The 26,511-nt window shown below is 72.0% G+C and carries 21 protein-coding genes; 8 read left to right on the top strand and 13 right to left on the bottom strand.

Translation table 11 applies throughout. The features are described 5' to 3' along the window. The first annotated feature begins 96 nt into the window (after positions 1 to 96). From WMF29_RS38385 to WMF29_RS38375, 3 genes are read left to right on the top strand one after another with little or no spacing between them, the layout of a single operon-like run. Positions 97 to 897, top strand: coding sequence for a sigma-70 family RNA polymerase sigma factor (locus tag WMF29_RS38385; RefSeq protein ID WP_437325061.1), 801 nt, complete (start codon positions 97 to 99; stop codon positions 895 to 897). Next, positions 894 to 1,619, top strand: coding sequence for an anti-sigma factor family protein (locus WMF29_RS38380; RefSeq protein WP_437325060.1), 726 nt, complete (start codon positions 894 to 896; stop codon positions 1,617 to 1,619). The genes WMF29_RS38385 and WMF29_RS38380 overlap by 4 nt, the downstream gene beginning before the upstream one ends. Beyond that, complete coding sequence (locus WMF29_RS38375; RefSeq protein ID WP_437325059.1) at positions 1,619 to 2,137, top strand: hypothetical protein; 519 nt, start codon at positions 1,619 to 1,621, stop codon at positions 2,135 to 2,137. Before WMF29_RS38380 ends, WMF29_RS38375 begins: the two co-directional genes overlap by 1 nt. Before the next feature lie 22 nt (positions 2,138 to 2,159). Here the strand turns inward: WMF29_RS38375 and WMF29_RS38370 are convergent, their stop codons facing one another. From WMF29_RS38370 to WMF29_RS38340, 7 genes are all read right to left on the bottom strand, one after another. Continuing rightward, positions 2,160 to 3,359: a sensor histidine kinase gene (locus WMF29_RS38370; protein WP_437325058.1), complete on the bottom strand. Its 1,200-nt coding sequence runs from the start codon at positions 3,357 to 3,359 to the stop codon at positions 2,160 to 2,162. Further along, on the bottom strand, positions 3,356 to 5,377 hold the full coding sequence (locus WMF29_RS38365) for a PAS domain S-box protein (protein ID WP_437325057.1): 2,022 nt from the start codon (positions 5,375 to 5,377) through the stop codon (positions 3,356 to 3,358). Before WMF29_RS38365 ends, WMF29_RS38370 begins: the two co-directional genes overlap by 4 nt. A gap of 117 nt (positions 5,378 to 5,494) precedes the next feature. After that, a complete protein-coding gene (ruvB, locus tag WMF29_RS38360; RefSeq protein WP_272102872.1) occupies positions 5,495 to 6,517 on the bottom strand; it encodes a Holliday junction branch migration DNA helicase RuvB in 1,023 nt (340 codons plus the stop codon). Positions 6,518 to 6,600: 83 nt separating this feature from the next. Next, the gene (locus WMF29_RS38355) at positions 6,601 to 8,520 is read right to left on the bottom strand and encodes a sensor histidine kinase (RefSeq protein WP_437325056.1); all 1,920 of its coding nucleotides are present in this window, start codon (positions 8,518 to 8,520) and stop codon (positions 6,601 to 6,603) included. Next, on the bottom strand, positions 8,517 to 10,079 hold the full coding sequence (locus WMF29_RS38350; protein WP_437325055.1) for a sensor histidine kinase: 1,563 nt from the start codon (positions 10,077 to 10,079) through the stop codon (positions 8,517 to 8,519). Before WMF29_RS38350 ends, WMF29_RS38355 begins: the two co-directional genes overlap by 4 nt. Positions 10,080 to 10,173: 94 nt before the next feature. Beyond that, positions 10,174 to 10,749, bottom strand: coding sequence for a GNAT family N-acetyltransferase (locus WMF29_RS38345; RefSeq protein WP_437276928.1), 576 nt, complete (start codon positions 10,747 to 10,749; stop codon positions 10,174 to 10,176). Between the two features lie 4 nt (positions 10,750 to 10,753). Next, positions 10,754 to 13,477: a protein kinase domain-containing protein gene (locus WMF29_RS38340; RefSeq protein ID WP_437325054.1), complete on the bottom strand. Its 2,724-nt coding sequence runs from the start codon at positions 13,475 to 13,477 to the stop codon at positions 10,754 to 10,756. A 662-nt stretch (positions 13,478 to 14,139) separates the two neighbouring features. Between WMF29_RS38340 and WMF29_RS38335 the strand changes: the two genes are divergently transcribed. From WMF29_RS38335 to WMF29_RS38320, 4 genes are all read left to right on the top strand, one after another. Continuing rightward, the gene (locus WMF29_RS38335) at positions 14,140 to 14,478 is read left to right on the top strand and encodes a P-II family nitrogen regulator (RefSeq protein ID WP_012239819.1); all 339 of its coding nucleotides are present in this window, start codon (positions 14,140 to 14,142) and stop codon (positions 14,476 to 14,478) included. A 156-nt stretch (positions 14,479 to 14,634) separates the two neighbouring features. Then, positions 14,635 to 16,047 carry a type I glutamate--ammonia ligase gene (gene glnA, locus WMF29_RS38330; RefSeq protein ID WP_437276926.1) on the top strand — a complete coding sequence of 471 codons (1,413 nt, stop codon included), beginning with the start codon at positions 14,635 to 14,637 and terminating at the stop codon, positions 16,045 to 16,047. Positions 16,048 to 16,461: 414 nt separating this feature from the next. Further along, positions 16,462 to 17,544, top strand: a complete 1,083-nt coding sequence (locus WMF29_RS38325) for a serine/threonine-protein kinase (protein WP_437325053.1) — start codon at positions 16,462 to 16,464, stop codon at positions 17,542 to 17,544. A 158-nt stretch (positions 17,545 to 17,702) separates the two neighbouring features. Beyond that, complete coding sequence (locus WMF29_RS38320; protein ID WP_437325052.1) at positions 17,703 to 18,050, top strand: hypothetical protein; 348 nt, start codon at positions 17,703 to 17,705, stop codon at positions 18,048 to 18,050. 137 nt (positions 18,051 to 18,187) lie between these two features. On the opposite strand, the gene WMF29_RS38315 is transcribed toward WMF29_RS38320, so the two are convergent. Together WMF29_RS38315 and WMF29_RS38310 are read right to left on the bottom strand one after the other, a co-directional pair. Continuing rightward, positions 18,188 to 20,044, bottom strand: coding sequence for a permease (locus WMF29_RS38315; RefSeq protein WP_437325051.1), 1,857 nt, complete (start codon positions 20,042 to 20,044; stop codon positions 18,188 to 18,190). 164 nt (positions 20,045 to 20,208) lie between these two features. Continuing rightward, positions 20,209 to 20,661: a Fur family transcriptional regulator gene (locus WMF29_RS38310; protein WP_272102881.1), complete on the bottom strand. Its 453-nt coding sequence runs from the start codon at positions 20,659 to 20,661 to the stop codon at positions 20,209 to 20,211. A gap of 762 nt (positions 20,662 to 21,423) precedes the next feature. Here WMF29_RS38310 and WMF29_RS38305 point away from each other — a divergent pair. Further along, positions 21,424 to 22,335, top strand: coding sequence for a zinc metalloprotease (locus WMF29_RS38305; protein WP_437325050.1), 912 nt, complete (start codon positions 21,424 to 21,426; stop codon positions 22,333 to 22,335). Between the two features lie 75 nt (positions 22,336 to 22,410). Here the strand turns inward: WMF29_RS38305 and WMF29_RS38300 are convergent, their stop codons facing one another. From WMF29_RS38300 to WMF29_RS38285, 4 genes are all read right to left on the bottom strand, one after another. Then, a complete protein-coding gene (locus tag WMF29_RS38300) occupies positions 22,411 to 23,178 on the bottom strand; it encodes a hypothetical protein (RefSeq protein WP_437325049.1) in 768 nt (255 codons plus the stop codon). A 392-nt stretch (positions 23,179 to 23,570) separates the two neighbouring features. Then, positions 23,571 to 24,404, bottom strand: a complete 834-nt coding sequence (locus WMF29_RS38295; protein ID WP_437325048.1) for a CPBP family glutamic-type intramembrane protease — start codon at positions 24,402 to 24,404, stop codon at positions 23,571 to 23,573. Then, the gene (locus tag WMF29_RS38290) at positions 24,386 to 25,537 is read right to left on the bottom strand and encodes a peptidase MA family metallohydrolase (protein ID WP_437325047.1); all 1,152 of its coding nucleotides are present in this window, start codon (positions 25,535 to 25,537) and stop codon (positions 24,386 to 24,388) included. The genes WMF29_RS38295 and WMF29_RS38290 overlap by 19 nt, the downstream gene beginning before the upstream one ends. Beyond that, positions 25,534 to 26,460, bottom strand: a complete 927-nt coding sequence (locus WMF29_RS38285; RefSeq protein ID WP_437325046.1) for a hypothetical protein — start codon at positions 26,458 to 26,460, stop codon at positions 25,534 to 25,536. Before WMF29_RS38285 ends, WMF29_RS38290 begins: the two co-directional genes overlap by 4 nt. Between the last annotated feature and the right edge of the window lie 51 nt (positions 26,461 to 26,511).

Here is a 26,511-nt window from a genome sequence, read left to right as displayed (position 1 = left end):
TGCCGCCCGGCACGTCCGCCGGCTGCCGCGCGCCGTGCGTGGCCGCCTGCTCCGCGACCTCCCTCGTCCCCCAGCCTCCTCAGGTAAGCTGACCCCGTGGCCATTGCACCTTCTCACCCGGACGAGCTCGAGCCGGTCGCACCTCCCGGTGATCCCGGCGAGGGCGATGCGGAAGGCGACGAGCTGTCCGCGGAGGGCGACCACCCCGAAACGAAGCAGCTCCACCCGCGCCTGAATAGCGCTTCCGCCCGTGCGTCCAATCGCGAGGCGCGGCGGCGGGAAGCGGAGGAAGATCGTGAGCTCATCGAGCGGGCGCAGAAGGGGGACCAAGCGGCTTTCCGCTCGCTCGTGGAACGGCACCAGCGCAGGGCGTTCGCGATCGCGATGGGGCTCGTCCGCGACGAGAACGACGCGCGCGAGCTGGTGCAGGACGCCTTCCTCCGGGTCTACAAGGGCCTCGGCTCCTTTCAGGGGGGCTCCTCGTTCTTCACCTGGCTCTACAGGATCGTCACGAACCTGGCGATCGACCTCATGCGGAAGCCGGGACGCCGCGACCTCGAGCTCCAGGAGAACCAGGCGGCGGACGAGCAGTCCGACTTCCCGCTCGTCGCTCGGATCGACGGCGCGGACCCCCTCAACGTCGTCCGGCGCCGGGAGATCGCCGGGCGCATCCAGGCCGCGCTCGACGCGCTGCCGCCCTACCACCGAGGCGTGATCCTGATGCGGGAGGTGGAGGGCATGTCGTACGAGGAGATGGCTCAGGCCATGGGGGTCTCGAAGGGGACGATCATGAGCCGCCTGTTCCACGCTCGTCAGAAGCTTCAGCGCGCCCTCGCTGACTGTTACGCGGAGGAAGAGGGCAAGGCCCCAGCAGAGGACCCGGAGGAGATCGCGTGAGCACCGCCAACAGCAGCAAGGCGAATCACGGGGAAGCGAGCGCCCCGCCGACGGACCTGGAGCTGATGCTCTATGTCGACGGCGAGCTCGATGAGGCTCGCCACCGGCAGGTGGAGGAGTACGTGCTCCACGACCCTCGCTGCCGAGCGAAGGTCGCAGCGCTCGTCACCGCGGCCGACATGATCCAGGAGAGCGCGCTGGCCTCCAGCGCGGCCGACGGCATCGCCGATGGGGTGATGGCGAAGATCCTCGAAGGGCAGGGGGGCGCCGCGCGGGTGGACGGGGGCGCCGTCGCGCCGCCGCTCGCGGCGTCGCCGTCGGGCGAGCCGCCCCGCGTTCGGGCGCGGCTCCAGGGAGCGCCGGCGAACGACAACTCGCGAGGGATCTTCGCGCTGACGGCGCTCGCCGTGGCGGCGGCCGCCGCCTTGATGGTCTGGGGCAAGATGGGCGTGGAGACACCCACCGCGGAGCTGACGACATCGGCGCCCTCCGCGTTGCTCGCCCCGCCGCCCGAGGCGCCCTCCGCGTTGCTCGCTGCGCCGGCGAAGGAGCCCGCCGCCGCGCCGAGCTTCGAGGGGGAGGTCGAGCCCGGCGTCGAGATCGCCGCGGTCGACTTCGGGGCACGCATGGGCACCATCTTTTACGTCCCGCAGGAGGCCGTGGCTTCAGGCCCGACGACCACGGTGGTCTGGCTCTCCGATGACGGTCCGGGAGGACAGTGATGAGATTTCTTGCGAGTGCGATCACCGCGACCATGGTCCTGGCGCTCGGCGTGAGCCCTTCCCCTGCCGTCGCGCAAGAGCAGGCGCCGGCGCCCCCGCAAGCGGCGCCGTCAGACGCCGAGGTCACGTCCGAGATCGTGATCCTCCACGCGACGAACGACGGGAAAGGCATCGACCCGAAGATCGGCAAGATGCCCGAGCTCGGGAAGCCCCCGTTCTCGTCGTACAACAGCTACAAGCTCCTCGAACGGCGGAAGGTCAGCCTGCAGAAGGGGAAGCCGACCACGACGAAGCTGCCGAACGGCAGCGTCCTCATGGTGTCGCTGAAGGACGTGGTGGCCGCGAAGAAGAAGGACGAGCCGAGGCGCTTCGTCGTCAGCGCGAGCATCCAGAAGCCGGGTGGCACCACGTTCCTGCCGCTGCTCGAGGTGAACGCCAAGGCCGGCGAGAACTTCTTCGTGGCGGGTCAGCAGCACATGGACGGTGTGCTCGTGATCGGCATCAAGGTCGCGCCCTGAGCCGAGGGGAGCTCGCCCCTGCTCAGCGGCGGGCCGAGGACGGCAGCGCGATCGGCAAATCCAGAGAGAAGACCGTCCCGCGCGGGGCGCGCGCATCCGCGCGGATGCTGCCGCCGTGCGAGGCAACGATGTTCCTTACGATGCTCAGGCCGAGGCCGGTGCCGGTTCCATCGGTCTTCGTCGTGAAGAAGGGGTCGAAGATCCTCGGCAGGTGCTCGGGCTCGATCCCGTGCCCGTCGTCGCGGATCGTCACCGTGATGTAGCCGTCCTCCGGCGACATCGCGGTGGCGATGCCGAGGCAGCCGCCGCGCTCGTGCATCGCGTGCGCGGCGTTCGTGAACAGGTTCACGAACACCTGCGTCAGCGGGTCGATGACGCCGCAAACCGGAGGGATCTCGTCGAAGCACCGCTCGACGGTGACGCCGGTCTGGTCGAGGAGGTGCTCGCAGAAGACGAGCGCGCGCTCGATGATGTCGTGGAGCGAGACGGCGCCCGGCTTCTCCGTGGACGGCCGCGCGTAGGCGATCAGGTCGCGCGAGAACCGGCGGATGCGATCCGCCGCGTCGTTGATCCTCGCGAGCCGCTCGATGTCCGAGGGGTCGAAGCCGCCTCGCTCGCCCTTGCGGCGCAGGTACTCGGAGTAGGCGAGGATCGAGGTGAGCGGGTTGTTGAGCTCGTGCACGACGCCTGCGGCCATCTTCCCGAGCGAGGCCAGCTTCTCGGCCTGGATGACCTGAGCGCGCAGCGAGTCGTGCGCGCGCGCCTCGCGGAGCGACGCACCCAGGGTGAGCACGAGCCGGTCGACCAGCGCCTCTACCGGCGCGCTGTCGAGGTACGCGGCGTCGTCGGCCGCGATGTGCATCGTCGACCGACCTCCGGGCTCGATGGCCACGACGCGCTCGAAGGCGAACTCCGGGAGGAGCCGCGCCGGATCGCGGACGTCGTCGCGGCGAGCGCGCGGCGAGACCCGGACGGCCACCTGCGCCCCCGTCGCGCCGGGGATGTAGACGCCGAGCCCGCAGGCCGTGAGCACCTTCGCGGCCGCGCCGAGCAGCGTCGAGGCGCGCTGCTCGATGGAGGCCGACGGATCCAGCTCGCTCGACGCGATCAGCAGGCTGTCCACCCACTCGATCGGGATGTCCCGGGTGAGGGGCTTCCGGAGCGTGACGGGAGCGTCGGACAATGGCTGCTCCCCCAGGCGCTCCGCGGTCTTTCCGCTCACCCGATCACCCTGTTCGGGTCGTCGCCGCTCGACCGGTCGAGATCGATGATCTTCGCGGCGCCGACATAGGATTTCGTCTCATAGCGGGTGATCTTGCCGATCTTGCGGACGATCTCCGCCATCCGCTCGGCTTCGCTGCGGATCGTGGCCGCGGCCCCCTTGATGGGGGACGCGTCGTCGATCCGGCGGCAGATCAGCTCGGCGTAGCCGAGCACGCTGGTGAGCGGCTGGTTCAGCTCGTGCGCGGCCGCGCCCGCGAGCTCGGCGATGATGGCCTGCTTCTCGCGAGCGCGGAGCTCCTCCTGCGCCTCGGTGAGGCGGGCCTCCATCCGCATCCGCTCCCGCAGGTCCGTGAAGATGCCGACGGAGCCGACCGGGACGCCGTTCTCGAAGATCAGCGCCGCGGAGAGGTGCACCGGGATGCGCGACCCGTCCCTGGCCAGGACCTCGGTCCGGTAGCCCTCGAGCCGGCCGGGACCGCCGTGCTCCTTCGCATGGATGAGCCTCATGATGTGCTCGGCGTTGTGGTCGGGGTAGAGCGCGCGGGCGTTCATCACGCCGACGACCTCCTTCGCGTCATACCCGTAGATCCGCTCGGCGGCGCGGTTGAAGAGCAGGACGACGCCCTCCATGTTGGCCGAGACGATCGCGTCGACCGAGCTGTCGATGACGCGCTCCAGGAACTCCTTGGTCTTGGTGAGCTCCGCCTCGGTGGCGCGCTCCGTGGTGACGTCGCGGAAGCTGACCAGGACGGCGCCGCTCTCCTCGCGAAGGACGCTGCTGAAGCTGAAGCTCAGGATGAGCCGCTCGTGCTCGCCCCGCCGCACGGTGAAGTCCACCATGTGCGGGAACGATCCCTTGGCGAAGCCGGCCCGGATCTCCTCGAGGAGAGGGTGCTCGCGCGCGTCGACGAGATCGGCCAGGTTCGCCCTCTCGAGGTCCTCCGCCGTGCGCCCGGTGATCGCCTGCGCGCGCGGGTTGGAGAAGAGGATGTGACCGTCAGGATCGACGACGACGATGCCGTCGGCCGTCGAATAGAAGAAGTCGGCGTAGCGCTGGAGCGCCTTCAGCCGGCGCTCCGCCTCGAACCGGGCGAAGGTGCTCTGCTGCGTCTGATCGCGGAGCGACTGCAGGATGCGCGCGTTGCGCAGGGCGATCGCGGTGGCGCTCGCGACCGTGCGGGCCAGCGAGAGCTCGTGCGCGTGGGGAGCTACAGGCTGCCGGCCGCGCAAGAAGAGCACGCCGAGCGGCTTGTCCTCGAACAGGATCGGCAGCAGCGCCAGCGAGCGGAACGCGTTCTCCGGGAGCTCCGCGCGCACGATGTCGAACAGCGGGTGCGCCTTCGCGTCGTCGATGACGAGCACGTCGCCCGTGCGCATGACGCGCTGGATCTCCGGGTACTTGCCGAGATCGATCGGCAGATCCCGCAGCTCCTTGTCGTCGCTCGCGGCGACCACGTAGCCGACGTCGCCCGCGTCGCGCACGAGGACGATGCTGCAGCGGTCGACGCGCGCCACCTCGGCGATGCGCCGCACGACCGTGAAGAGGATGTTCCGGAAGTCGAGCGTCGAGGAGAGCGCCTGGGTGAGCTCGAGGACCACCTTCGCGTCGTGCTCTTTGCGCGCGAGTGCGTCGACGTAGTCCCGGATCCGGAGCTGCCCGCGGATGCGCGCGATGAGCTCGGCAGGGCGGAACGGTTTGCGGATGAAATCGTCCGCGCCGAGCTCGAAGGCGCGGGCGACCTCCTCGTCCGCGTCGAGCGCGGTCAGCACGACGACGGGGACGTCCTGCGTCCGAGGGGCGTCCCGCACGGCGCTGAGGACCACGTAGCCGTCAGGGGGCGGCATCACGAGGTCGAGCAGCACGAGCGCGGGCACGCTCGCCTTGAGCCAGGCGAGCGCGTCCGCGCCCGAGGTGACCGCGACGGCCTCGATGCCCGCATCGGCGAGCGCGTGCAGCAGCATCTGCCGGCTGACGGCGTCGTCGTCCACGACGAGCACAGGATCACGGCGAGGCACACGCCAAGCTTAGCGACTCCAGGCTGGAGCGATGAGAGAATTCCGGACATCGGCGCGGCGTTGCGCGGCGTTGCGCGGCGTTGCGCAACGCATTGCGCGGCCCGCGCGGCGCTGGGATCAGGAGAAGAGATCCCCCTGCTTTGCCGCTGGAGCCGCGATGCCCAGGTGCTCGTAGGCGCGGCGGGTCGCGACCCTGCCGCGCGGCGTGCGGCCGACGAAGCCCTGCTGGAGCAGGAACGGCTCGTACACGTCCTCGATCGTGTCGCGTGGCTCACTGAGCGCCGCGGCCAGGGTGTCGATGCCCACAGGCCCGCCGTCGTAGTGATCGACGATGACGCGCAGCAGCCGGCGATCCATCTCGTCGAGGCCGGCGGCGTCAATCTCGAGCCGCTCCGCGGTCTTCCGCGCGATCTCCATCGTGATCGCGCCGTCGCCCAGCACCTCGGCGAAGTCGCGGACGCGGCGCAGGAGGCGGTTGGCGACGCGCGGCGTCCCCCGCGCGCGCGCCGCGATCTCGCGCGCTCCGCCGGCGTCGATCGGCACGTCGAGCAGGCCGGCGCTGCGCTGCACGATGCGCTCGAGCTCCTCGACGGGGTAGAAGTCGAGGCGGACGACGTGGCCGAAGCGCGACAGGAGCGGCGCGGTGAGCAGCCCGGTGCGGGTCGTCGCGCCCACGAGCGTGAAGGGCTTCAGCGCGAGCTGGATCGTCGTCGCGTACGGGCCGTCACCGGTCATGATGTCGATGTTGAACGACTCGATCGCGGGGTAGAGGCTCTCCTCGACCGCCGGCGTGAGCCGGTGGATCTCGTCGATGAACAGCACGTCGTTGCGCTCCAGCTTCGTCAGCAAGCCGGCCAGCGCGCCCTTGTGCTCGATCGCCGGTCCGCTCGTGACGTGGAGGGCGACGCCCATCTCGCGGGCGATGATGTGGGCGAGCGTGGTCTTGCCCAGGCCGGGCGGGCCACAGAACAGCATGTGGTCCAGCGGCTCGCGCCGCCGGCGCGCGGCCTCGACGAAGACCTTGAGGTTCTCCGTGTGCTTGGCCTGACCGACGTACTCGGCGAGCGAGGCAGGCCGGAAGAGGCGGTCGAAGCGATCGTCGTCGCCTGTCTCGGCAGGAGAGAGCGCCCGTTCAGGCATGCCACGGGCGTACCGCGTGCAAGCAGCGAAGGGAAGTGATCCCCGCGGCGGCGGCGCGGGTCGCCGCGGGGCGCTGGGCGACCTCAGCCGAGCGCGGGGACCGAGGACAGGCGGGGACGGCGAGGGGGCGGGATGCGCGGTAGACGAGCGCGGCAGAGCGGCCGGCCGTCGGGGGCGCCGTCCACCTCGAGAGAGCCGCCGTGGAGCTCGATCACCGATCGCGCGTGACTGAGGCCGAGCGTCAGGCCGCGCCCGCGCGCCGTGGTCTGCCGGCTGAACAGGGCCTCGAGTTCGTCCGGCGGCACGTCGCGGCTGCCGTACTCGATGTCGATGCGGACCTCGTTGTTGAACTCGCCGGCCATCGTCGCCGTGAGGCGCACGAGGCGCGCCGACGGGTCGGCCGCGCCGGTCCGGAGCGCGTGCGCGACGATGACCGCGATCGCGCGCGTCGCGTACGCTTGATCGACGGGGATCAGCGGCAACGTGTCGCCGACCTCGATGACGACCTCGCCGCCGGCGTCGCTCGCGAGCTCGCGCGCCTTGCGGAGCGCGCCCGCGATGAGCCAGCCGACGGACGTCGGCTGAGGCTCGAGCGTGAGCTGCCCGGCCTCGACGCGGGCGGCGTCGAGGATCGACTCGATGAGGCCGAGGAGCTCCCGGCCGCGCGTCGCGATGAGCTCCAGGCTCTCGCGCTGCGCGGGGGTCAGATCCTCCTGGCCCACGAGCTCGGCGAACCCGAGGATGGCGTTCAGCGGGCTCTTCAGGTCGTGGCTCACGCTCGCGAACAGGAGGCCGCGCATGCGCTGCGCCGCCTCGCGGGACTCGAGCGCGCGCTCCTGCGCCGCGGCGAAGACGCGGAAGCGCTCGGCGAGGTCCTCGATGGCGTGCCCGAGCCTGGCGACGACGGCGAACCGGGCGGGGCGCGCGATCTGGGTGGCGCCGCGGAGCACGCTGTCCGTGCCGAGCAAGCGTACCTGCTTCGTGGCGTGCACGAGATCGGCAGCGAGGACGCGGCCGAACAGGTTGCCGAGCGCGGCGGCGACCAGCACCGCGAGCAGCGCGACGAGCGCGCCCCAGATCGCGGCCGAGGGCTCGAGGTCGGCGGAGAACCGGGTGTTGACGCAGCCGTAGTCGAGCGGCGTGATCACGGCGATCTGCCCGTCGGCTTCGCGGCCGAAGGAGGGCTCCGCGCCCACGCAGTCGTGCTCCAGGCGCGCGAGGAACCCGAACTCCGCCGCCGAGGCCACGACGTCGTTGCGGCCGGCCGCGTCGATGGCCCCGAGCGACGGGTCGAGCGCCGTGCGCGCGATGAGCCCCGCGGTCGAGCGCCGGCTGCGCTCGATGAACGTCTGGAGGTGCGCGTTCGCGATGAGCACCGCCCCGACGCCGACGAGCAGCACCGGCGTTGCGACGGCCAGGAGCAGCTTGGAGGTGACTCGCCGGCGCGGCGTCTGGTAGAGCTCGGCGGTCTCGAGCAAGGCCCCGATCGCCTCGGCCGGGCTGATCTCGAAGAGGCTGAACGCCGCGGCGCGCGTCAGCACGTAGTGCGGGATCGCGGACGCGCTGAGGATCGTGATCGCGAGGATGAGCAGGCTGACCGCGCGGCCGTCGTCGAGCTTCTCCGGCCTGATCCCGGGGATCATCATGAGGCTCGAGATCGTCGAGCTCGCCAGCACGAAGCGCAGCGCCAGCGAGGTCGGGAGCCCGGCGAACCGCTCGAGCTCCTCGTGATCGATGTCGCGCGAGCCGATCACGAGCGAGCGCAGCAGGTTCTGGTGGGTGCGCAGCCGGAGCAGCGTCAGCAGCGTGGTCGCGCAGATCGCGGCGAGCGCGATCTTGGCGCCGACCGAGAGCACGCTGGCGGCGACGCGCTGCTCCAGGATGAGCAGCTTCGGCGCGAGCGCCGCGATCGCCCCGAACGCGGCGACGCCGACCAGCGCCTGGCGGACGAGCACGCGCCTCGCGAAGTGGATCGCGTCGTCCCTCATGCGCTCCTCGGTCATGCGATCCTCCCCTGGGGGCCGCCGGCGCCGGGATCGTTCCCCGGCGGCGCCGCCGCGTCGGGCGTGGGCGGGGTCGGCGCGAACAGGGGCTGCTGCACGATCCACATCGGCAGGGTGATCGTGAAGGTCGAGCCCCGCCCGAGCTCGCTCTCCAGCTGGATCGTCCCGCCGTGCATCAGCACGAGGCGCCGCGCGATCGAGAGCCCGAGCCCCGTCCCGGCCCGGCGCGAGCGCACGTCGCCGGTCTGTCGGTACTCCTCGAAGACCGCCGACGTCTCCTCCGGCGGGATGCCGGGGCCGGTGTCCTGGACGACGATCGCCGCGTAGCGGCCGCGCCCCGTGATGCTGACCGTCACCGAGCCGCGGGCCGTGAACTTGACGGCGTTCGAGACGAGGTTCGTCAGGATCTGCCGCACCCTCCGCGGATCGGCGTGCGCGACCAGGGTGTGGTCCCCGGTGACGCGCAGCTGGAGGGGCTTGTCGCGCGCCGCCGCGGACGCCTCCCGCATCACCTGGTCGACGAGGGCGCGGAGGTTGACGGCGCGGCGGGAGAGCTGGAGCTTGCCCGTCTCGAGCGCCGAGAGGTCGAGGATGTCGTCGATGAGCGTGCGCAGGTGCTCGCCGCTCTGCCGGATGACCGACAGCGCCTCGCGCGCGTCCTGGCTGAGCGGCCCGTCGACCTCGCTCTCCAGGACGTGCGCGAACCCGAGGATGGCGTTGAGCGGCGTGCGCAGCTCGTGGCTCAGCCCCGCGAGGAACGCCGAGCGCTCGCGATCCATCGCGGAGGCCTGCTGGAGGTCCGCCCGGTAGGTGCGCTCCGCCGCGGCGAAGCGGGTGATCAGGAGGTTGAAGGCCGCCGTCAGGAGGCCGACCTGGTCGAGCGACCTGATCGGCACGGGCTCGGCCTGGATCACGTCCGTGGGCAGCGCGCTCTGGCCCTGTCCGCGCGCCATCGCCGTGATGCGCTCGCGCAGGTAGTCGACATCGTCGCGCGCCGACTTGGTGAACGAGAGCGCGACCGCGACAGCCACGCCGAGCAGCAGCACCGTGAGCGCCGCGACGGCGTTGCCGAGCGCGATCGAGTCGGGCGGCGGGCTCGGCGCGGAGACGAAGGTGAGCACCGAGAGGTGAGAGAGCGGCGGGTGCAGCGGGCGCGCCGCGAACCGGACGCGGCCGAGCGAGGTCGTCGTCTCGCCCTTGCCCTGGGTGAGCATCTGGACGATGCCGGCCCTGGCCGGCGCGCTGAAGCTCTCGTTGATCAGCACGTGACCGCCCTGATCGACGAGCAGGATCTCCGACCCAGCCCGCCGCGCCGCCTCTCTCAGGAACGCCGTCCGCTCCCCCTCGATGGTCCCGCGGAGCCGCGCCGAGAGCGTCGCGGCCAGCACCTCGGCGCGCAGGCTCGCGGCCTGATCGCTCATCTTCGCGAGCTGGCCGATGCCGATCAGCGCGATCGCCACCGCCGTGGCGATCCCCACGACGATCACGATCGCGGGCGCGAGCGGCACGAGCGGCGTCGTGCCGCGGGGCCAGCGGATGAGGCGACGACGGCGGGCCACGGCGGAATCAGGATGCTAGCGCGCTTCGGGCGGCGCACGGGCCACCTCGGGCGCGCGGAGGGAACTAGCGAGCGAGCGCCCTCGTGAGCGGGCTTCACCTGGGATCGGTCGCCAGGAGCGCGAAGACGGAGTGGTCGAGCCAGCGGCCGTCGCACCACTCGGCCTGCCGGGCGATGCCCTCGAAGCGGAAGCCGAGCCGGCCGATGACAGCGAGGGAAGGATGGTTGTCCGTCGCGGCCGCAACCCGAACGCGGTGCGCGCCCATGTGGCCGAACGCGAACCCGAGCGCGGCCCTCGCGGCCTCGGTCATGAGCCCGCGCCCGGTCGCCTCCTTGCGGAGCCAGTAGCCGAGCTCGCAGGAGCGGTGCAGGTGGACGCACGCCTCGAGCCCCACCACCCCGGCGAGCGAGCGGTGCGCGCGCTCGCGGATCACGAAGCGCAGCGCCCTGCCGTGATCCCAGTCGGCGGCGCACGCCTCGGCGAAGCGCACGCTCGCGGCCGGATCCGTGTGGAACTGCACCCAGGGCAGCCAGCGCTGGAGGTAGGCGCGCGAGCCGTTGACGGCGAGCCAGAGCTCGGGCCCGTCGGACGGGTCGATCGGCACGAGGATCAGCCGCTCGGTCTCGATGGGACGGGCGCGGACCTCGCTTCGAGGTGGGAGGATGAGCATGGGGTCACCGGCACTGGATGCGGGCGGCGTAGGGCTCGAGATGACCCGCCTCGTAGTCAAGCCAGGCGACATACCACTCTCCGGGCTTCGCGCCGGGGCTGATCGAGGGCGCCGGCTGATCCCCGCTGACGCGGGCGAATTTCGTGGGCGCGCCGACGCCGTCGCGGTTGATCGACGCGGTGAGCAGGCGGCCCCCCTCCAACCAGACGAGCTGCGCCTGCCCGCTCGGCGCGATCGCGATCGACGGGCGCGCGCCCGACTTCGAGAACCGCTTGCGCCAGATCGGCTGGCCCTTGGCCGGATCGATGTAGGCGGCCGACGCGCCCCCGAGCGGGGCCTCGCCGTGCCAGACGACGAAGCAGCCGCTCGCGCCGCAGGCGAGCGAGGGGCTGTCGCTCCGGACCCGATCGCTGTTCACGAGCGACAGGTCGCCGAGCGCGCGGTCGGCGCGCTTGCCAGGGCTGGCCGGCGGGAGGCCCTTGCTGGCGTTCGCGAGCGGGAGGCGCATGTACTGGATGACCCGCGTCGGCTCGCGATCGAAGCGGAAGGCGAGGTGCATCACGTCGTTCGTCACCGCCACCGAGGGGAAGCGGACGCGCGGCTTCGAGGGGCCCGTCGGGGTGACGTCGGTCAGCCGGATGATGTCGCCCGCCGGATCGAGGTTCGGCGAAAGGCGACGCATGAAGAGGTCCTCGGAGGCGTTGTCGCCGTCGTCCGACCACGCGATCAGGAACCCCTCGGCGGCGCGCGCGAGCGAGGGCCACGAGTTCCCTCCGCGAGGGAAGGGCGCGACCATCACGGCGGGGCCGTCGATCCGCCCGTTGGCGTCGAGCCAGCGCACGTGCACGCCGGCCTCCGGTCCCTTGCCGTCCCAGTAGGTGAGCACCAGCCGATCGCCTGCCGAGGTCAGCTCGGGGCGCCCGATGGCGCGGCCCTCGGGCGTCACGTCGAGCGCCGGCGACGACGGCCGCATCGCGCCGTCCAGCGTCGTCGTGTAGGCGTGCTCGGTGCCCTCGTGCGAGTCCGTCCAGGTGACCACCGCGCCGCGCGGGCCGAGCGCGATCGAAGGCCGGCTGGCTCCGACGGCGCGGCCGCCCTCGCGCACCAGATCGTGCGTGCGCGGCCTCGCGAGGCCGGTGAGCGCGCATGCCGCCTTGCCGCTCGCGTCCTTCAGGGCGATCTGCACGTTCTCGCTCAGCGTCCGCGGCACAGGGTGGTTACCCTTGTCCTGAGCGTCCTTCAGCAGCCTGAGCGCCGCCTTGAGATCGCCGGCGGCGACGGCCTCCTGCGCCTGCGCGACGAGCGGCGGCCACGCCAGGCCAGGCGGCTCGGCGTGGGCGTCGGCGCGCGCCGGCACGTTGGCCCCGGCGGAGGCCGAGGGGGCGCTGGTGGCCGACGGCGCCGCGGTGGTCGACGAGACGGGCGGCAGGGACGTCGGCTTGAGGAACTGGCGGTAACCCGCGTAGGCGCCGCCCGCGACGAGCGCGAGCACGCCGAACACGACGAGCGCGCGCCCGGCGCCGCCCCGCTTCGGCGGCGACGCGTGCGCCAGCGGATCGGGGACCGATGTCTCGCCCGAGCCCCCGGAGAAGGTGATCTGCTGCCCCGCGCCCTGGCTCACGCGCCCGGCGATCGCGGCGCCGGGCGCGCCCGAGCTGTCCAGCCCGGCGAACGGATCTCCCCCGCGCTCCGCCGGACCCGACGGGACGGTCCGCCGTGATTCGTTGGGGGTCACACGGACGACCCCCGGCGGATCGAACGACAGGTCGGCCGGCGCGTCGCCGCCCGGCATGACGAGCCCCGCCTGCGACGGCTCCGCGCCGCGCGGCGGCGTCGGCTGCGCGACGCCGAGCGCGACCGACAGCTCGTCGGCGAACTCCCTCGCGGTCTGGAACCGGCGATCGATCGAGCGGTCGAGCGCCTTCTCGAACCACGTTGTGAAGCTCGCCGGGAGGTCGGGGCGGAGCGCCGCGGGCTGCGGCAGGGGCGCGTTGGCGATCTGCGCGAACGTCATCGCGACGCCCTGCTCGGTCTGCCAGACGGTGCGGCCGGTGAGGCACTCGTACGTGATGCAGCCGAGCGCCCAGAGATCCGCGCGGTGGTCGACCGCTCCCTGGCCGCGCACCTGCTCCGGGCTCATGTAAGCCGGTGTTCCGAAGACCGCGCCCTCGCGGGTGAGGCGCGCCTGCGCGTCGCCTCCGTCGACCGGCGCGTAGAACTTCGCGAGGCCGAAATCGAGGATCTTCGCGCAGAGCCGGCCCTCCTCATCCTTCGTGAGGAAGATGTTCTCCGGCTTGAGGTCGCGGTGGACGATGGAGGCGGCGTGCGCCTTGGTGAGGCCTCGACACACCTGGGAGACCACCGTCACGGTGGTCTCGGGGTCGAGGTACCTGATGACGGTCATCCGCTCGTACAGCGACTCGCCTTCGAGGAGCTCGAGCACCAGGAAGGGCCGCCCGTCCTCGAGCTTGCCGGAGTCGTAGACGTCGCAGATGAAGGGGCTGCGGATCGACGCGGCGGCCCGGGCCTCTCGGAGAAAGCGCTCGACCACGACGGCTGAGGTCGTCAGCTCCTGGGCGAGCACCTTGATCGCCACGCGTTTGCCGATGTCGATGTGCTCGGCCTCGTACACGGCAGCCATGCCACCGCGCCCGATCTCGCGTGTGATGCGGTATTTTCCGGCGAGGACCGTGCCTACCGGGATCTTCGCTTTGTTCGGCAAAGCCATCAGGCAGGGCTGTCCCGCGACTGGATTCGCCAGCGCAGCCTATTCGAGCCGCGTCGCAAGAACAATGGCGAGCGCAGCATGACCCGTCAGGGAGGGGCCGATCCCTTCCCGGGCGCCGCACGAGCGAGCTCAGCGGTTCCAGGACGGCGCCGTGAAAGCGGATTCCATGCCGGGCTGGCCATGGAACAACGCGGGGACCCACCTCCGGCGCCGCGGTGCGTAAGCGGATTCTCACCCCCCCGGCGCCGCCGCCGCGCAAGCGGGCTCTGCCTTGCGCAGGTGGAGCTGTGAAAAAAGTAAGCGGGCTCCGATTTTCTGACGCCCGATGCACTTTTCTCACGCTCGCAGGATGCGCGAAACATTCCGGAAACATGAGCTTGGGTACACCAGCCTGGACCTTCGGTCGCGCGCCAGCGTCCGGGGTGAAGGGGCGCCGATCCGGCTCCGCTGGATGGGTCCCTGAGTCGTTGACAGTGTCGGGCAAGGCTCGGTGGACCGGGCCGCCCCCGTCACGGATCGGAAGCCGGGCGGCGCCCGGCACATCGATGGGAGGCCGCCGGCGGAGGTGTCCCCCCTTTACCAGCTCTGCTCCGGCGGGGCCTTTCGGGTGAGCGCCCGGGTCTTCCACCCTGGCGGGCACCCGGTCACCACAGGCGTGCGCAATGAAAAAGGTCGAGGCGATCATCAAGCCGTTCAAGCTCGACGAGGTCAAGGACGCCCTCGCCGAGGTCGGGATTCAGGGCATGACGGTGACCGAGGTAAAGGGCTTCGGTCGGACCGGCGGCAAGAAAGAGGTCTATCGAGGGTCGGCGTATGTCGTCGACTTCGTGCCGAAGGTGAAGGTCGACATCGTCGTGCCGGACAGCATGGTCAGCGACGTGATCGACGCGATCGAGAAGAGCGCCAAGACGGGTCGGATCGGCGACGGCAAGATCTTCGTCGTCCCCGTCGAGGAGGCCGTGCGGATCCGCACGGGGGAGCGCGGCGAGGACGCCATCTAGGAGGCGCGCCGCCGGCAGAGCGTCACAGGGCATTCGCGGCGGGTCACAGGCTCGAGGATCGACGACCGACAACCGAGAAGCGAACAGCGAGCACGAGCCCGCGCACCGTCGAGTCACATACAGCGAGAGCAGCGAGTCAGCGAGGTAGAGAAGATCATGAAGGCGAAAGATGTCGTCGCGTTTGCGAAGGAAAACGACGTAAAATTTGTCGATCTCAAGTTCATCGATCTGCCCGGCATCTGGCAGCACACGACCATCCCGGCGTCCCGCCTGAACGAGGATCTCTTCGAGGAGGGGATCGGCTTCGACGGCTCGTCGGTGCGCGGATGGCAGCCGATCAACGCGAGCGACATGCTGATGACGCCCGACCCGTCGACGGCGAAGCTCGACCCGTTCCATGCCCAGAAGACGCTGAGCATGATCTGTAAGATCAGCGATCCGGTGACCGGCCAGCCCTACGGCCGCGACCCGCGCTACATCGCCCAGAAGGCCGAGAACCACCTCCGCGCGAGCGGCATCGCCGACACGTCCTACTTCGGGCCCGAGGCCGAGTTCTTCGTCTTCGACTCGGTCCGTTACGAGAGCTCGCAGCGCGGCGCCTTCTACGAGATCGACAGCGACGAAGCGGTCTGGAACGCCGGCAAGGCCGGCCCGAACCTCGGGCACAAGATCCGGTCGAAGGAGGGCTACTTCCCCGTCGCGCCGACCGACACGCTCGGCGATCTGCGCGGGGAGATGATGTCCACGCTGATCGAGACCGGCATCGCGGTCGAGGTCGGCCACCACGAGGTGGCGTCGGCCGGCCAGTGCGAGATCGGCATCAAGTTCTCGACGCTGACGGCGATGGCCGACAACCTCATGTGGTTCAAGTACGTCATCAAGAACGTCGGCCGCAAGAACGGCAAGTCGGTGACGTTCATGCCGAAGCCGCTCTACGGCGACAACGGCAGCGGCATGCACTGCCACCAGTCGCTCTGGAAGGAGGGCAAGCCGCTCTTCGCCGGCGACGGCTACGCCGGGATGTCCGACACGGGCCTCTGGTACATCGGCGGCATCCTGAAGCACGCAAAGGCGCTCGCGGCGCTCACCAACCCGACGACGAACAGCTACCGCCGGCTCGTCCCGGGCTACGAGGCTCCCGTGAACCTCGCGTACTCGAGCCGCAACCGCTCGGCGTCGATCCGCATCCCGCTGGCCCCCGGCAACAGCCCGAAGGGCCGCCGCATCGAGGTCCGCTTCCCGGACGCGAGCTGCAATCCGTACCTCGCCTTCGCCGCCATGATGATGGCCGGCCTCGACGGCGTCCAGAACCGGATCGATCCGGGCGACCCGCTCGACAAGGACATCTACGCGCTCTCGCCCGAGGAGCTCAAGGAAGTGCCGCACATGCCGGGCTCGCTCGACGAGGCCCTCGGCGCCCTCGAGCGCGACCACGAGTTCCTGCTCCGCGGCGACGTCTTCACCCGCGATATCCTCAAGACCTGGCTCGACTACAAGCGCGAGCGCGAGGTCGACGCGGTCCGGCTCCGCCCGGTCCCGCACGAGTTCTTCCTCTACTACGACGTCTGATCGCCCCCACCTCCGAGGACAGAGCAGGGGCCGGCGCACAAGAAAATTGCGCTGTGCCCCTCGCTGTCCGGGCTCTTCATCGCTGGCCGTCGTGTTCGGCGCGCGCCGGTGACGTCGAGTCGAAGCGCCGCGGTATCGCAAAATCCACGGATCTCTGCGCCCGCGGAGGCGACGAGGTGGGCTATCGCCCCCTCGCACCGCGAACTTTTGCTTCCTGCTGGAGCGCGCCGCACCGCGGTACCGCTCGTCCATGGCTCGGGTTATCCTCCGGTCCGGCTCCGGTGGGGGCGGCGTCAAGCCAGCTCCTCCTCGGCCGCCGGTCCCGCGGTCCTCCGGTCCGCCGGTTGGTCTGTTTCCTCGGTTCCCTCGGTTCCTTCAGTTCCCTCAGCTCCCCAGCGACACCTCGGCGCAGCAGTGAACCCCGGCGATCTCATCCAGTCTCGCTACCGGCTCGTGAAGCTCCTGGGCCAAGGCGCCAGCGGGTCGGTGTGGGCCGCGAAGAACGTGCTCATCGACCGCGACGTGGCGCTCAAGGTGATGAGCCCCGAGGTGGCCGGGGACGCCGTCGCGCTCCAGCGCTTCTTCAACGAGGCGAAGGCGAGCGGACGCCTGCGGAGCCCGAGCATCGTCGAGATCCTCGACCTCGGTCAGGCCGAGGACGGCTCTCCGTTCCTCGTGTTCGAGCTGCTCGTCGGCGAGGGGCTCGACGAGTGGCTGCGGCGCGAGAGCACGATCGCTCCGGAGGTGCTGGTCGAGCTCTTCCTCGGCCTCGCGCGGGCGCTCGACATGGCCCATCAGCAAGGGATCATCCACCGCGATCTGAAGCCCGCGAACATCTATGTGCACCGCAACCACCTGGGCGAGCTCGTGGGGAAGATCCTTGACTTCGGGATCAGCAAGGTCCTGGAGAAGGAGCACAACTTCTCGCTGACCCGCACGGGTTGCGTCGTCGGCTCGCCGGCCTACATGTCGCCCGAGCAGGCCGCGGGGCGCGAGGACGTGGACGCCCGCGCCGACATCTGGTCGCTGGGCGTCGTCATGTACGAGGCGTTGACCGGGACGACCCCGCATCAGGCGCCGAACTACAACGCGCTGATGGTCCGGATCCTGAGCAAGGATTGCGATCCGATCGCCGCGCGCAGGCCAGGGCTCCCGCCGCGCCTCTGTCAGCTCGTCGAAACGTGCCTCCGCCGCGAGCGCGACGAACGGATCGCCTCGGCGGGCGCGCTCGCGAAGGAGCTCGAGGCCGTCCTCCGCGAGCTGCGCGCCGAGCGCTTCCGGGGACAGAAGGGGCGGCGCGCCTCGGACACCGGCCTCGGCGGCGACGTCGGCCTCGCGCCGGAGAGCGCGGCGCGCGGCGGCGGCTCCGCCGGGACGCTGGGACGGCTCGTGCAGCACGGCAGGCGCCTGCCAAAGGCCATGCTCGTCGCGGCGGGCATCGGGGTGGTGCTCTGGGCGATGGCGCTCGTGCTCATCGGCAGGTACTGGATCCGCTGAGCGCCGCGGCGCCGCAGGGCGAGCGAGCGCGGCCCGCTCGTCCACGGCATGCGCGTCAGGTTGCTCCTTGCGGCAGTGCGCGTCGGGGCCCCATGTTGCCCCCACTTCGAGCCGTCACCTGAGCTCGAAGCCAGCATTGATGGAAAGGATGCAAGTCGATGGACGACCACCAGACGCATGAAGCGCACGCCCATGTTCATGGGCAGGGATGTGGACATCAGGCGTTGCGTCACGAGGACCACGTCGATTACCTGCACGACGGACACCTGCATCATCCGCACGGCGATCACTTCGATGAGCACGTGCTCTCGGTCGGCAAGGAGAACCCTGACGCGTGCACGCCGGGCCATGCATGCGCCGACCACGCGAAGGCGCACACGCACGGGGCAGGCTGCGGCCATCAGGCCGTGCCCCACGGCGATCATTTCGATTACCTCGTCGGCGCGCACCTGCACCATCCGCACGGCGATCACTGCGATCACCACGGCTCGGTCCGGCTAGGGTGATCGCCGCGCCGCCCCGCGCCGGAGCTCAGGCGCGTGGGGTGGAGGCCGCGGGACGACACGCGAAGGAGACCGGCGAGCGGCGCATGAGGGAGACCGGCGAGGGGATCTCCTGGAACGACGTTCCGGGGAGCCCGGCGTCAGGCGGGCGGCGCGCCGTGGTCGTCCGGTGCGCCGCTCGCGCTGCAGCGATGCGCGTGTGCGCAGGGCCCATGCGGCTCCTCTGACCCGGGCGCACCGGTATCGCCGGCGCCGCGCATGCCGCCGAACCATGCGCGAGGGCCGAGCCTCATGAAGCTGGAGAGCAGGAGCGCGCCGAGCGCGGCCGCGCAGACCCACGCGATGGTGGAGTGCTCCTGGGGCGCGAGATCGTGGAGGTCCGGGACCGCCGAGAGGGGGACGAAGGCGTTCGCGACGAGGCCGAGCGCGACGGCGAAGGCGACGCTGAAGAGCGCGGAGACGGCGGCGGCGCGCGCTCCGAACGCCCGATGCAGCGCGCCGAGCGCCGCGATGTGGGTCGCGGGCCCCGCCACGAGGAACGCGAGCGCCGCGCCGACCGGGAGCCCCTTGTGGATCATCGCCGCGGCGAGCGGCGCCGCGCCTTGCGCGCACACGTGAGCGGGCACCGCGAGGAGCGCGCTCACGAGGACGTCGGCCGGCGCGTCGAGCACGCGCGCTGCGGCCGGCGCGATGGACGCCTCGAGGACGGCGGCGAGCGTCAGGCCCACGACGTACCAGGCGGCCACGTGATCGAGCGCTGGACCTACGGCTTCGGCGACGGCGGCGCGGAGCCGCGCGCCCGGCGACGCCACGGCCCCTGCCATGACGGGCGGCGCGCCGCAGGGAGGCGCAGCGCTCGATCCTGGCGCCCCGGCCACCCTGGCGACGAGGAGCGCGACCAGCACGGCGAGGAGCGCGCCGCCCGCGACGCGCGCCGCGGTGAACGGCAGGCCGAGCACCCGCAGCGAGAGCAGCGCGCCGGCGGGATCGAGCGCCGGGGCGCAGAGGACGACGGCGACGACCGCGGCGACCGGCGCGCTCGCGCGCGGGAGCCGCTGCATGCGCGGCGCAACGCCACAGGCGCAGAGGGGCAGCGGCAGCCCAGACGCCAGGCTGCGGGCGGCCCGGGGCAGCGCCGCACCGCCGCGCAGCCAGCCGGTCGAGCGACGCAGGACGCTCGGAGAGAACGCGCGCAGGAGCCCCGCCATGGCGAGCCCGGCGAGCATGGCGGGCGCCGTCTCGACGAACAGCGGGCCGAGCGACTCCGCGATCGACAGCTCGGACGCGTGCGCGCTCGTGAAGGAGCTCTCCGGGCTGGGGAGCGCGAGCGCGACGCAGAGCCCCGAGGCGAAGGCGATCGCGCTCGTGGTCCGCGCGCGCGCGCTCCGAGGCGGCGCCTCGTGCGTGTGGACCACGAGCCGCAGGAGGACACCGAGGCCGAACGCGATGAACACCTCGAACGACTCGTGAGGGAGGCTCTCCATGGCGCGCTGGCCGAGGACGGCGCCGAGCACCGTGAGCAGCCCGAGGAGCCCGAGGCGCGCGGCGAGCTGCCGCCACCCCCAGGCGGGCAGAAAGCGCGCCGCGAGCGACAGCCCCTCGGGCAGCCGGTGCACGAGGACGGCGCTCGCGAAGAGCACCCCGTCCGCGCCGCTGTCGGCCGCGGCCACGGCCAGCGCGAGCCCGGCGCCGTCGAGCAACCCGTGCACGGCGAGCGCCGAGAACGCGATCTCCCGCCCCAGCACCTCGCCGGTGTCACGCCTCCTGTGCTCCGTGAGCCCGAGCGCCGCGTACCCGAGCGCCGCCCAGAGGACCGCCTGCGCCCCGATCTCCTCGACCACGTGCGGCAGGTGGCGCGTGAGCACGAGCGCGGGCACGAGGCCGAGCGTCAGCCCGTCGAGCGCCGACGTCGGCAGCGCCTGGCGCCGGCCGAGCGCCACGAGGAGCGGCCCCGCGGCGAGGCCGGCGATCGACAGGGCGACGGCGAGCGCGAGCATGGGCGCGGTGGGCTATGCCCGAGCCACGTGGCCTAATCAATATCAAATTGGTGTTGCAACCAAGATGCGGACAGCCGCCTGCGGCCGCTGAGCGCCGCGTCATTCACGCGGCTCGGGGCCGCCGGTGGCCGGGGGTCGCCGATGCCCGGGGGCTGCTCCGCCGCTCAGGCCTGCACGCACCGATCGCAGCGACCCTTGATCTGGATCTGGAGTCCCTTGCGCCGCAACGCGCGCGGCGCGCCGCGCGCCGCCTTGATTTCGATGCTCTCGTCAGGGAGGCAGAGCACATCGCCGCACGTGTCGCACATGAAGTGCGGGTGCTCGTCCGCCGCGTGGGCGCCGGTGGCCTCCCGCAGCTCGAACCGCCAGAGGTGGTCGCCCATGTCGGTGCGGCGCACGAGCCCGGCGTTGGTCAAGTCGATCAGGTTCCGGTAGATGGTGGCGCGATCCCACCCTTTCGGGGCGAGCTCAGCAGCGAGCTCCGCATGGCTGACGGGCGTCCGCGAGCGGCCGAGGCTCTGGAGCACCGCGATGCGCGGCGAGGTGGCTCGCAAGCCGGCCGCCCGGATCTGCTCACGGAGCTCTTCCGCGGACTGACCTGCTTTCGTACGCGCCATGCAAGACATCTACCGTCGCCAGGAGGGTACTGCAATCACGATGCATCGCCGCCGCCGGTCGCGCAGCGCCCGGGTCGGCCGCGCGCCAGTGTGGGCGAGATCGCAAGATCGCCGCCGAGCCCGCCGCGCCACCGTCAGCGAGAACGCAGCGTCTGCTCCCGCTCGGGCCGCGTGCGCGCGTGCCCAGCGCGGCCCCGAGAGGACCGGCGGCGACGAGCGCCGACCCGGCTGCGAGAGAATGTGGCAGGCGGAGAGTTTGGATGACGTCGTGCACCTGGTTTTGAGCGTCGCTCGAACTGCACAGACCAGGCGGATGGGCGCGCGGTGCGGCGCTTTTCGGGAAAGCGCCTCGAAATCGGGGTGAGCTCCTCCGGCGCTGACCCCGAAGCGCGGAGGACATGGAACAGGCGGAACGGCCGGGTCCGCATCGTCTGATCTCGAGTCGAGGGGGGGCTCCCTCGGTCCGCGCCGCTCTCGACGTGTGCTCCATAATGGAGCGATCGATCCAAGTTGGAGCAATCGGCGTGTCCGTTCCACGCGGGCCCTCGCGCCTCGTCATCGCTCTGCGTGTCCCGGGGTCCTGTCGGCGTTCGGCGAGAGGGCGCAAGACACGCAAGACGACCAAGACGACCAGAACGACCAAGACGTGGAATCTTCCTTTGTCGTCGCGAGTGGAATCAGCCCTTTTGGAATTGAACCGATTGTGATCGCGGAGTTATATTCATGCTTCCTTTGCGGGGAAATGAACCAAGGAGAGTGTCCATGCGAGCTCGGACGTGTGCGGATGTATTTGCCTTAGTCTTGATCGCTGCCTTGGGCGTCGCGTGCGGCGCCGACCCCTCGACCCCCGCGGAGGATGCGCCGGCCGTCGCCGACGTCGTGCCTGATGAGCAGGTCGAGGCAGCGCCGGCGCCCCTGCGGCGCGGCTGCGCGACCGTCGAGCTGAGCGACGGTGAGAAGGAAGCCGTCGAGCAGTTCGTCCGCAGCCGGATGGCGCTCGGGTTCTCGGCGGGCGCGGCGGTCGAGATCCCCGTGCACGTCCACGTCATCAACAAGGGCGTGGGCGTGTCGAACGGCGACGTGACGGACGGGATGATCGCGGAGCAGATCGAGGTGCTCAACGAGGCGTACGCGAGCACCCGCTTCAGCTTCACACTGGCCTCGGTCGATCGGACGAGGAACGCGACCTGGTACACCATGTCGTCGGGCTCCGCGGCCGAGCGGCAGGCCAAGGCGGCGCTCCGTATTGGTGGGCCAGACCACCTCAATCTCTACACGGCCAACCCGGGCGGCGGTCTGCTGGGCTGGGCGACGTTCCCCTCGAGCTACGCGGCCCGTCCGAGCGACGACGGCGTCGTCCTGCTCCATTCCACGTTGCCCGGCGGCAATGCGGCGCCGTACAACGAGGGAGATACCGGTACGCATGAGGTCGGTCACTGGCTCGGCCTCTTCCACACGTTCGAAGGCGGCTGCAACAAGAGCGGCGATGGCGTGGCGGATACGGCGTCCGAGCGCAGCGCCGCGTATGGCTGCCCGCTGAACAGGGACAGCTGCCGGGGAGGTGGGCTCGACCCGGTCCAGAACTTCATGGATTACACCGACGACTCCTGCATGGATGGGTTCACTGCAGGGCAGGCCGATCGCATGTCGGCGCACTGGGACACGTATCGTTGATCGGTGGATGATGTGACGGCGGGCGGCGGGTGACTCCGCCGCTCGCCGGCCGGACAGGCGTCCGGCAGAGCTCGATCACATCGACTTGATCTGGGCCCGGCGCTCGAAGCTCCGGCTCTCGGAGAGGACGCGCGGCGCGGGCTCGGCAGGCGCCGGCCCCGCGCTGGAGTCCCGATCTCCCTGCGCCAGGCGCTGCTGGCGGCGGGTGCCGGCCTGGACGCCGAAGTACACGCCGAGGAACGTCACGACGCCCCAGCCGAGCAGGCCGACGGCGACGAGGCCGGTCTGGCGCGACGAATCGCCCCCGATCTGGCTGATCTGCTCCATCGGGGCCGACAGCTTGCTCACCTCCTTCATCGGCTCGCGCAGCGTCGCGACCTGCTCCATCGGCTGCTTCAGCCCGGCGACGTCGCGCATCGGCGCGTCCAGGGCGGCGACATCACGCATCGGCGCGTTCAGGGCGGCGACGTCCGTGAGCGGGCCGCGGATACTCACGAGGCTCTCGTTCATCGCGGCGATGGTGGCCTCCATCTGGCTCAGCCGATCCATCGACTCCTTGAGTCGCGCGGTCTCGCGCATGCTCTGCTGCATTGCGTCCATCGACCCCTTGAGCTCGGCCAGCCGCTCCATCGCCGCCTGCATCTCGGCGAGCTTCTCCATCGGCTGACGCAGCTCGGCGAGCCGATCGATGCTCTCCTGCGAGCTCCGCAGCGTCTGATTCGAATCCTCGATCGTCGCGCGGGTCCGCCGCATCTCCTCCGTCGTTGCCTGGATGGAGCGCGTGTTCGTGTCGATCATCGTCGCCATGCCGCAGCCCGTCGACACGAGCGCGAGCAGCATCATCGGCGCAATCCGAACGATCCTTTCGCAATGCATACCTGATCGTTGGTTCCTCGAAGGCGGCGCGTCAATGTGTGCTTGACGCGGTGCGCTGAAATATGACATAGCCGTGTCCGAGGGGTGAGGCGCTGTGGGACATCGCGCGTGTTCGCCTGCGAGCCGCTCGCGCGGCACGTGCTCTCACGGCGCTGTGAAATGTCGGTGTCGGTCCGGTGGATGTGACGCGCCGAGCGCTGGAAGCCGGACGCCGGAGGTGGAAGGGGAGCGGCCGAGTGCGCCGCTGCGATGGACGTCGCGCCGCCAGCGCCGCTGTCCGGAGCTACAACGCGGGTGCGGCGCGCTTCATGCCGGCGCGGCGGCGAGAGCTCCGTGGCGGCCGCGCGGGGCGGAGGCGCTCACCGCGCTGGACGGTCAGGCTGCCGGGCGCCGGCGCGGAGCGTGAGCGCGGCGAGGATCGCGAGCACGGCCGCGCCGAGCCAGGCAGGCCGGCCGAAGGCTTGCGTCCCCGTGGCGAGCGCGCCGTGGGTCCACGTGGCGTCGAGCAGGGCGCCGCGCAGACCTGCGCCGGCGAGCGAGGTGAAGCTCGCGTGGACGGCGACCGCCGCGAACACGCCGCGGGCGCGCAGGAAGAGCGCCGCGGCGAGCGCGCCGAGCGCGGTCGCGAGGGCGAAGCTCGACGGGGACGCGCCCGGCGCGAGCCCGAGCGCGGCGCCGTGCGCGAGGGCGGAGAAGACAAGCGCGGGGCGAGGCGAGAGGCCGGCGCGCGCCGCGGCGGCGAAGGGGATGCCGGTGAGCAGGAGCTCGTCGCGGACAGCGAGGGCGATCGAGCGCGCCAGGGCGAAGCCGAGGCTCGCCGAGGGCGCCCCGGCCTCGACGGTCGCCCAGCCGAGCACCGCGGAGACGCCGAGCGTGATCAGCACGGCGAGCGCGCCCAGCGCAGCGCCGAGCCCGACGCGACGGGCGATGCGCGCGCGGCGGCCTGGGCCGTCCGGCTCCAGAGGGTCGGTCCACTGCACGCCGGCCCGCGCCGCGACGACGTCGGCGACGACCGCGCCGCCGAGCGCCGCCGCGAGCGGGCTCGACGACAGGAGCACGGACACGATCTGCAGGGCCGCGGCGAGGCCGACGAGCCAGGCCGCGCCGAGCGCGAGCTCCGTCAGGCGGCGCTGCGGTCCGGCGGGATCGGGCCGACGGGCCTCCTCGGCGGCGTTCAATGGAGCGTGTGCCACTGGCCGTTGTGCTCCACCTTCGGGACGTCCGCGTCGCCGTCGGCCTCGTTGCGGTGACGCGCGCCCAGGGTGGCGACGAGCTGGACCGTGGACGGGCGCGCAGGGCGGTGGCGCGCCTCCGACACCGCGCGGAGCCGCCGGCGCGGCGCGGGAGGCGGCGGCGACCTCCGGCTGCGGAGCCGCCGCACGGCCAGCCGGCCGGAGACGAGCAGCCCGAGCGCCAGCAGCGAGCCAGCCAGCACCGGGACGAAGCCGTAGCGCCGCGCGACGTTGGCGCGCCACGCGAGCTCGATCTCTCGGCCTGTCGAGACATAGGCGGCCCCGAGCGCGGCCTCGAGCGGCACGCCGCTGCGCACCCGAGCCAGGGCACGCACGAAGCTCTGCCGCCGCTCGTCCTCGACGAGGAAGCGGACGACGTCGGCCGCCTGCGCATAGGGCAGCGAGCCGGCCGTGTCCTCGGCGCCCGCGAGGCTCGCTTCGAGCTCGTCGAGCGGGAGGAGGCGCCCCCGGAGCGCGGCGACCGAGAGCACCTGCGCGCGCCGAGCGACGCGCTCACCGGCCACGTGGGCGGCGAACCCCTCGTGGAACCAGCGCGGGACCACGGCGCCTCCGGTCGCTTCATCCAGGGCGAGGTGCGCGAGCGCGTGACGGAAGGCGCCCTCGAGATCGGGCGTCTCGGCGCCGAGCCGCGGAGAGGCGCTCAGGACCGCGAGCCGCAGCGCGCCGAACGAGACGGCCGTCACGGGGCCAGCGAGGCCCCTGGGGACGAGGTCGTCGAGCTCGGCGGGCACATCCGCGATCCGGACCTTCACCGGCGCGGTCAGCACGTCGCGGCCGAGCAGGGCGCCGAGCTCGGCGCGCAGATCGCCGGCGCGGGCGATCAGAGGGCGGACACGGTCGCGGGTGGACGGGTGATAGGCGAACTCGATCCAGCCGAGATCCTCGGTGTGGTACGCCGGCGGCGGCGGCGGCACGGGAAGATCGGCGCCGCCGTCGCTCGACGCGGCGGGCGCGTCGTAGACGCGGGGCGCGGCGCCGGCGAGCCGCGCGGGCGCGGCGACGATCGCGACGCAGAGGAGCGCGGCGAGCCTCAGCCCCAACCCCGCTGGGCTGCGCCGGGAGGAGCGCGTCATGGCGCGATCCGACCCCGGAGGTGCACGGTGTCGCCGGAATCGCCGCCCGTCTGGGCCAGCACCACCACGACGATCCCCGTGGCGACCACGCCCGCGAGCGGGCCCCAGAACCAGGGGGAGCTCCACGTCGAGCGCCGCTCCGACGGCTCCGACGAGCTGGCGCCGCCGTTCGCGGACTTCGGCGCCGCCTGGGTGACGTCGGCGCGAGGTCCCAAGGCGCCGCGCGGCGATGAGGCGGGCGCGGGCGGCGTCGCGGCGCGACCCGCCGCGCCTCCGCTCCGTTCGTCTCCAGCGAGCAGCGCGCGGACGGCCGCGCCCGCGCCCGGCCAGTCGAACGTCGCCCCGGCGGGGGCGGCCGCGCCGTCCGCGGTCCGCTGGACCGTCGCGCCGAGCTCGATCGGCGCGTAGCTCGCGCCCGCGACCCGGAGCACGCGCGCCACGGGGTGGCCGTGCGCCGTGCTCACCGCGACGACGAGCGCCGCGCCTGCGCCCGCGCCGAGCGACGCGAGCAGCCCGCGCGCGACCGGCTCGGACTCGGCGCGCCCGGCGGAGCGGCGCACCTCCGCGAGCTCCTTCACGGCGGCCGGCGCGTCCGGGCGCGGCGGATCGCCGGTGAGCACCTGCGCTGTCGCCTCGTCGATGGGCGGGCGGAGCGCGGGGTCGCCGTAGATCGCGCGAGCGAGCGCGCGAGCCGCCTCGGCGCTCGCGTCGTCCACCGCCACCACGACGGCGCCGCGCAGGGCCGACCGTGCGGCGGGGGCGTCCGGCGCGCCGCGCGCGGCCGGCGCCGCCGCCGCGCTGCCCGCGTCCGGAGCCGCCGCGGCGGCGCCGCCTCGAGGCGGCTCCTGGGCCTGCGCGGGCGCCGCCGTCAGGCCGAGCGCCATCGCGACGAGGGCCGGGGCACCCGGCGGACGGCGGAACATGCATTCACGGTACGGAGGCCGCGGGCGAGCGTCAAACGGCGCGCGGCGCGG

The organism is Sorangium sp. So ce381 (assembly GCF_051473845.1).
In the GTDB taxonomy this organism is placed as follows: Bacteria; Myxococcota_A; Polyangia; order Polyangiales; family Polyangiaceae; genus Sorangium; species Sorangium atrum.
Note: the sequence above shows the minus strand (reverse complement) of the source record. Positions and strands in the feature narration are given on the sequence as shown.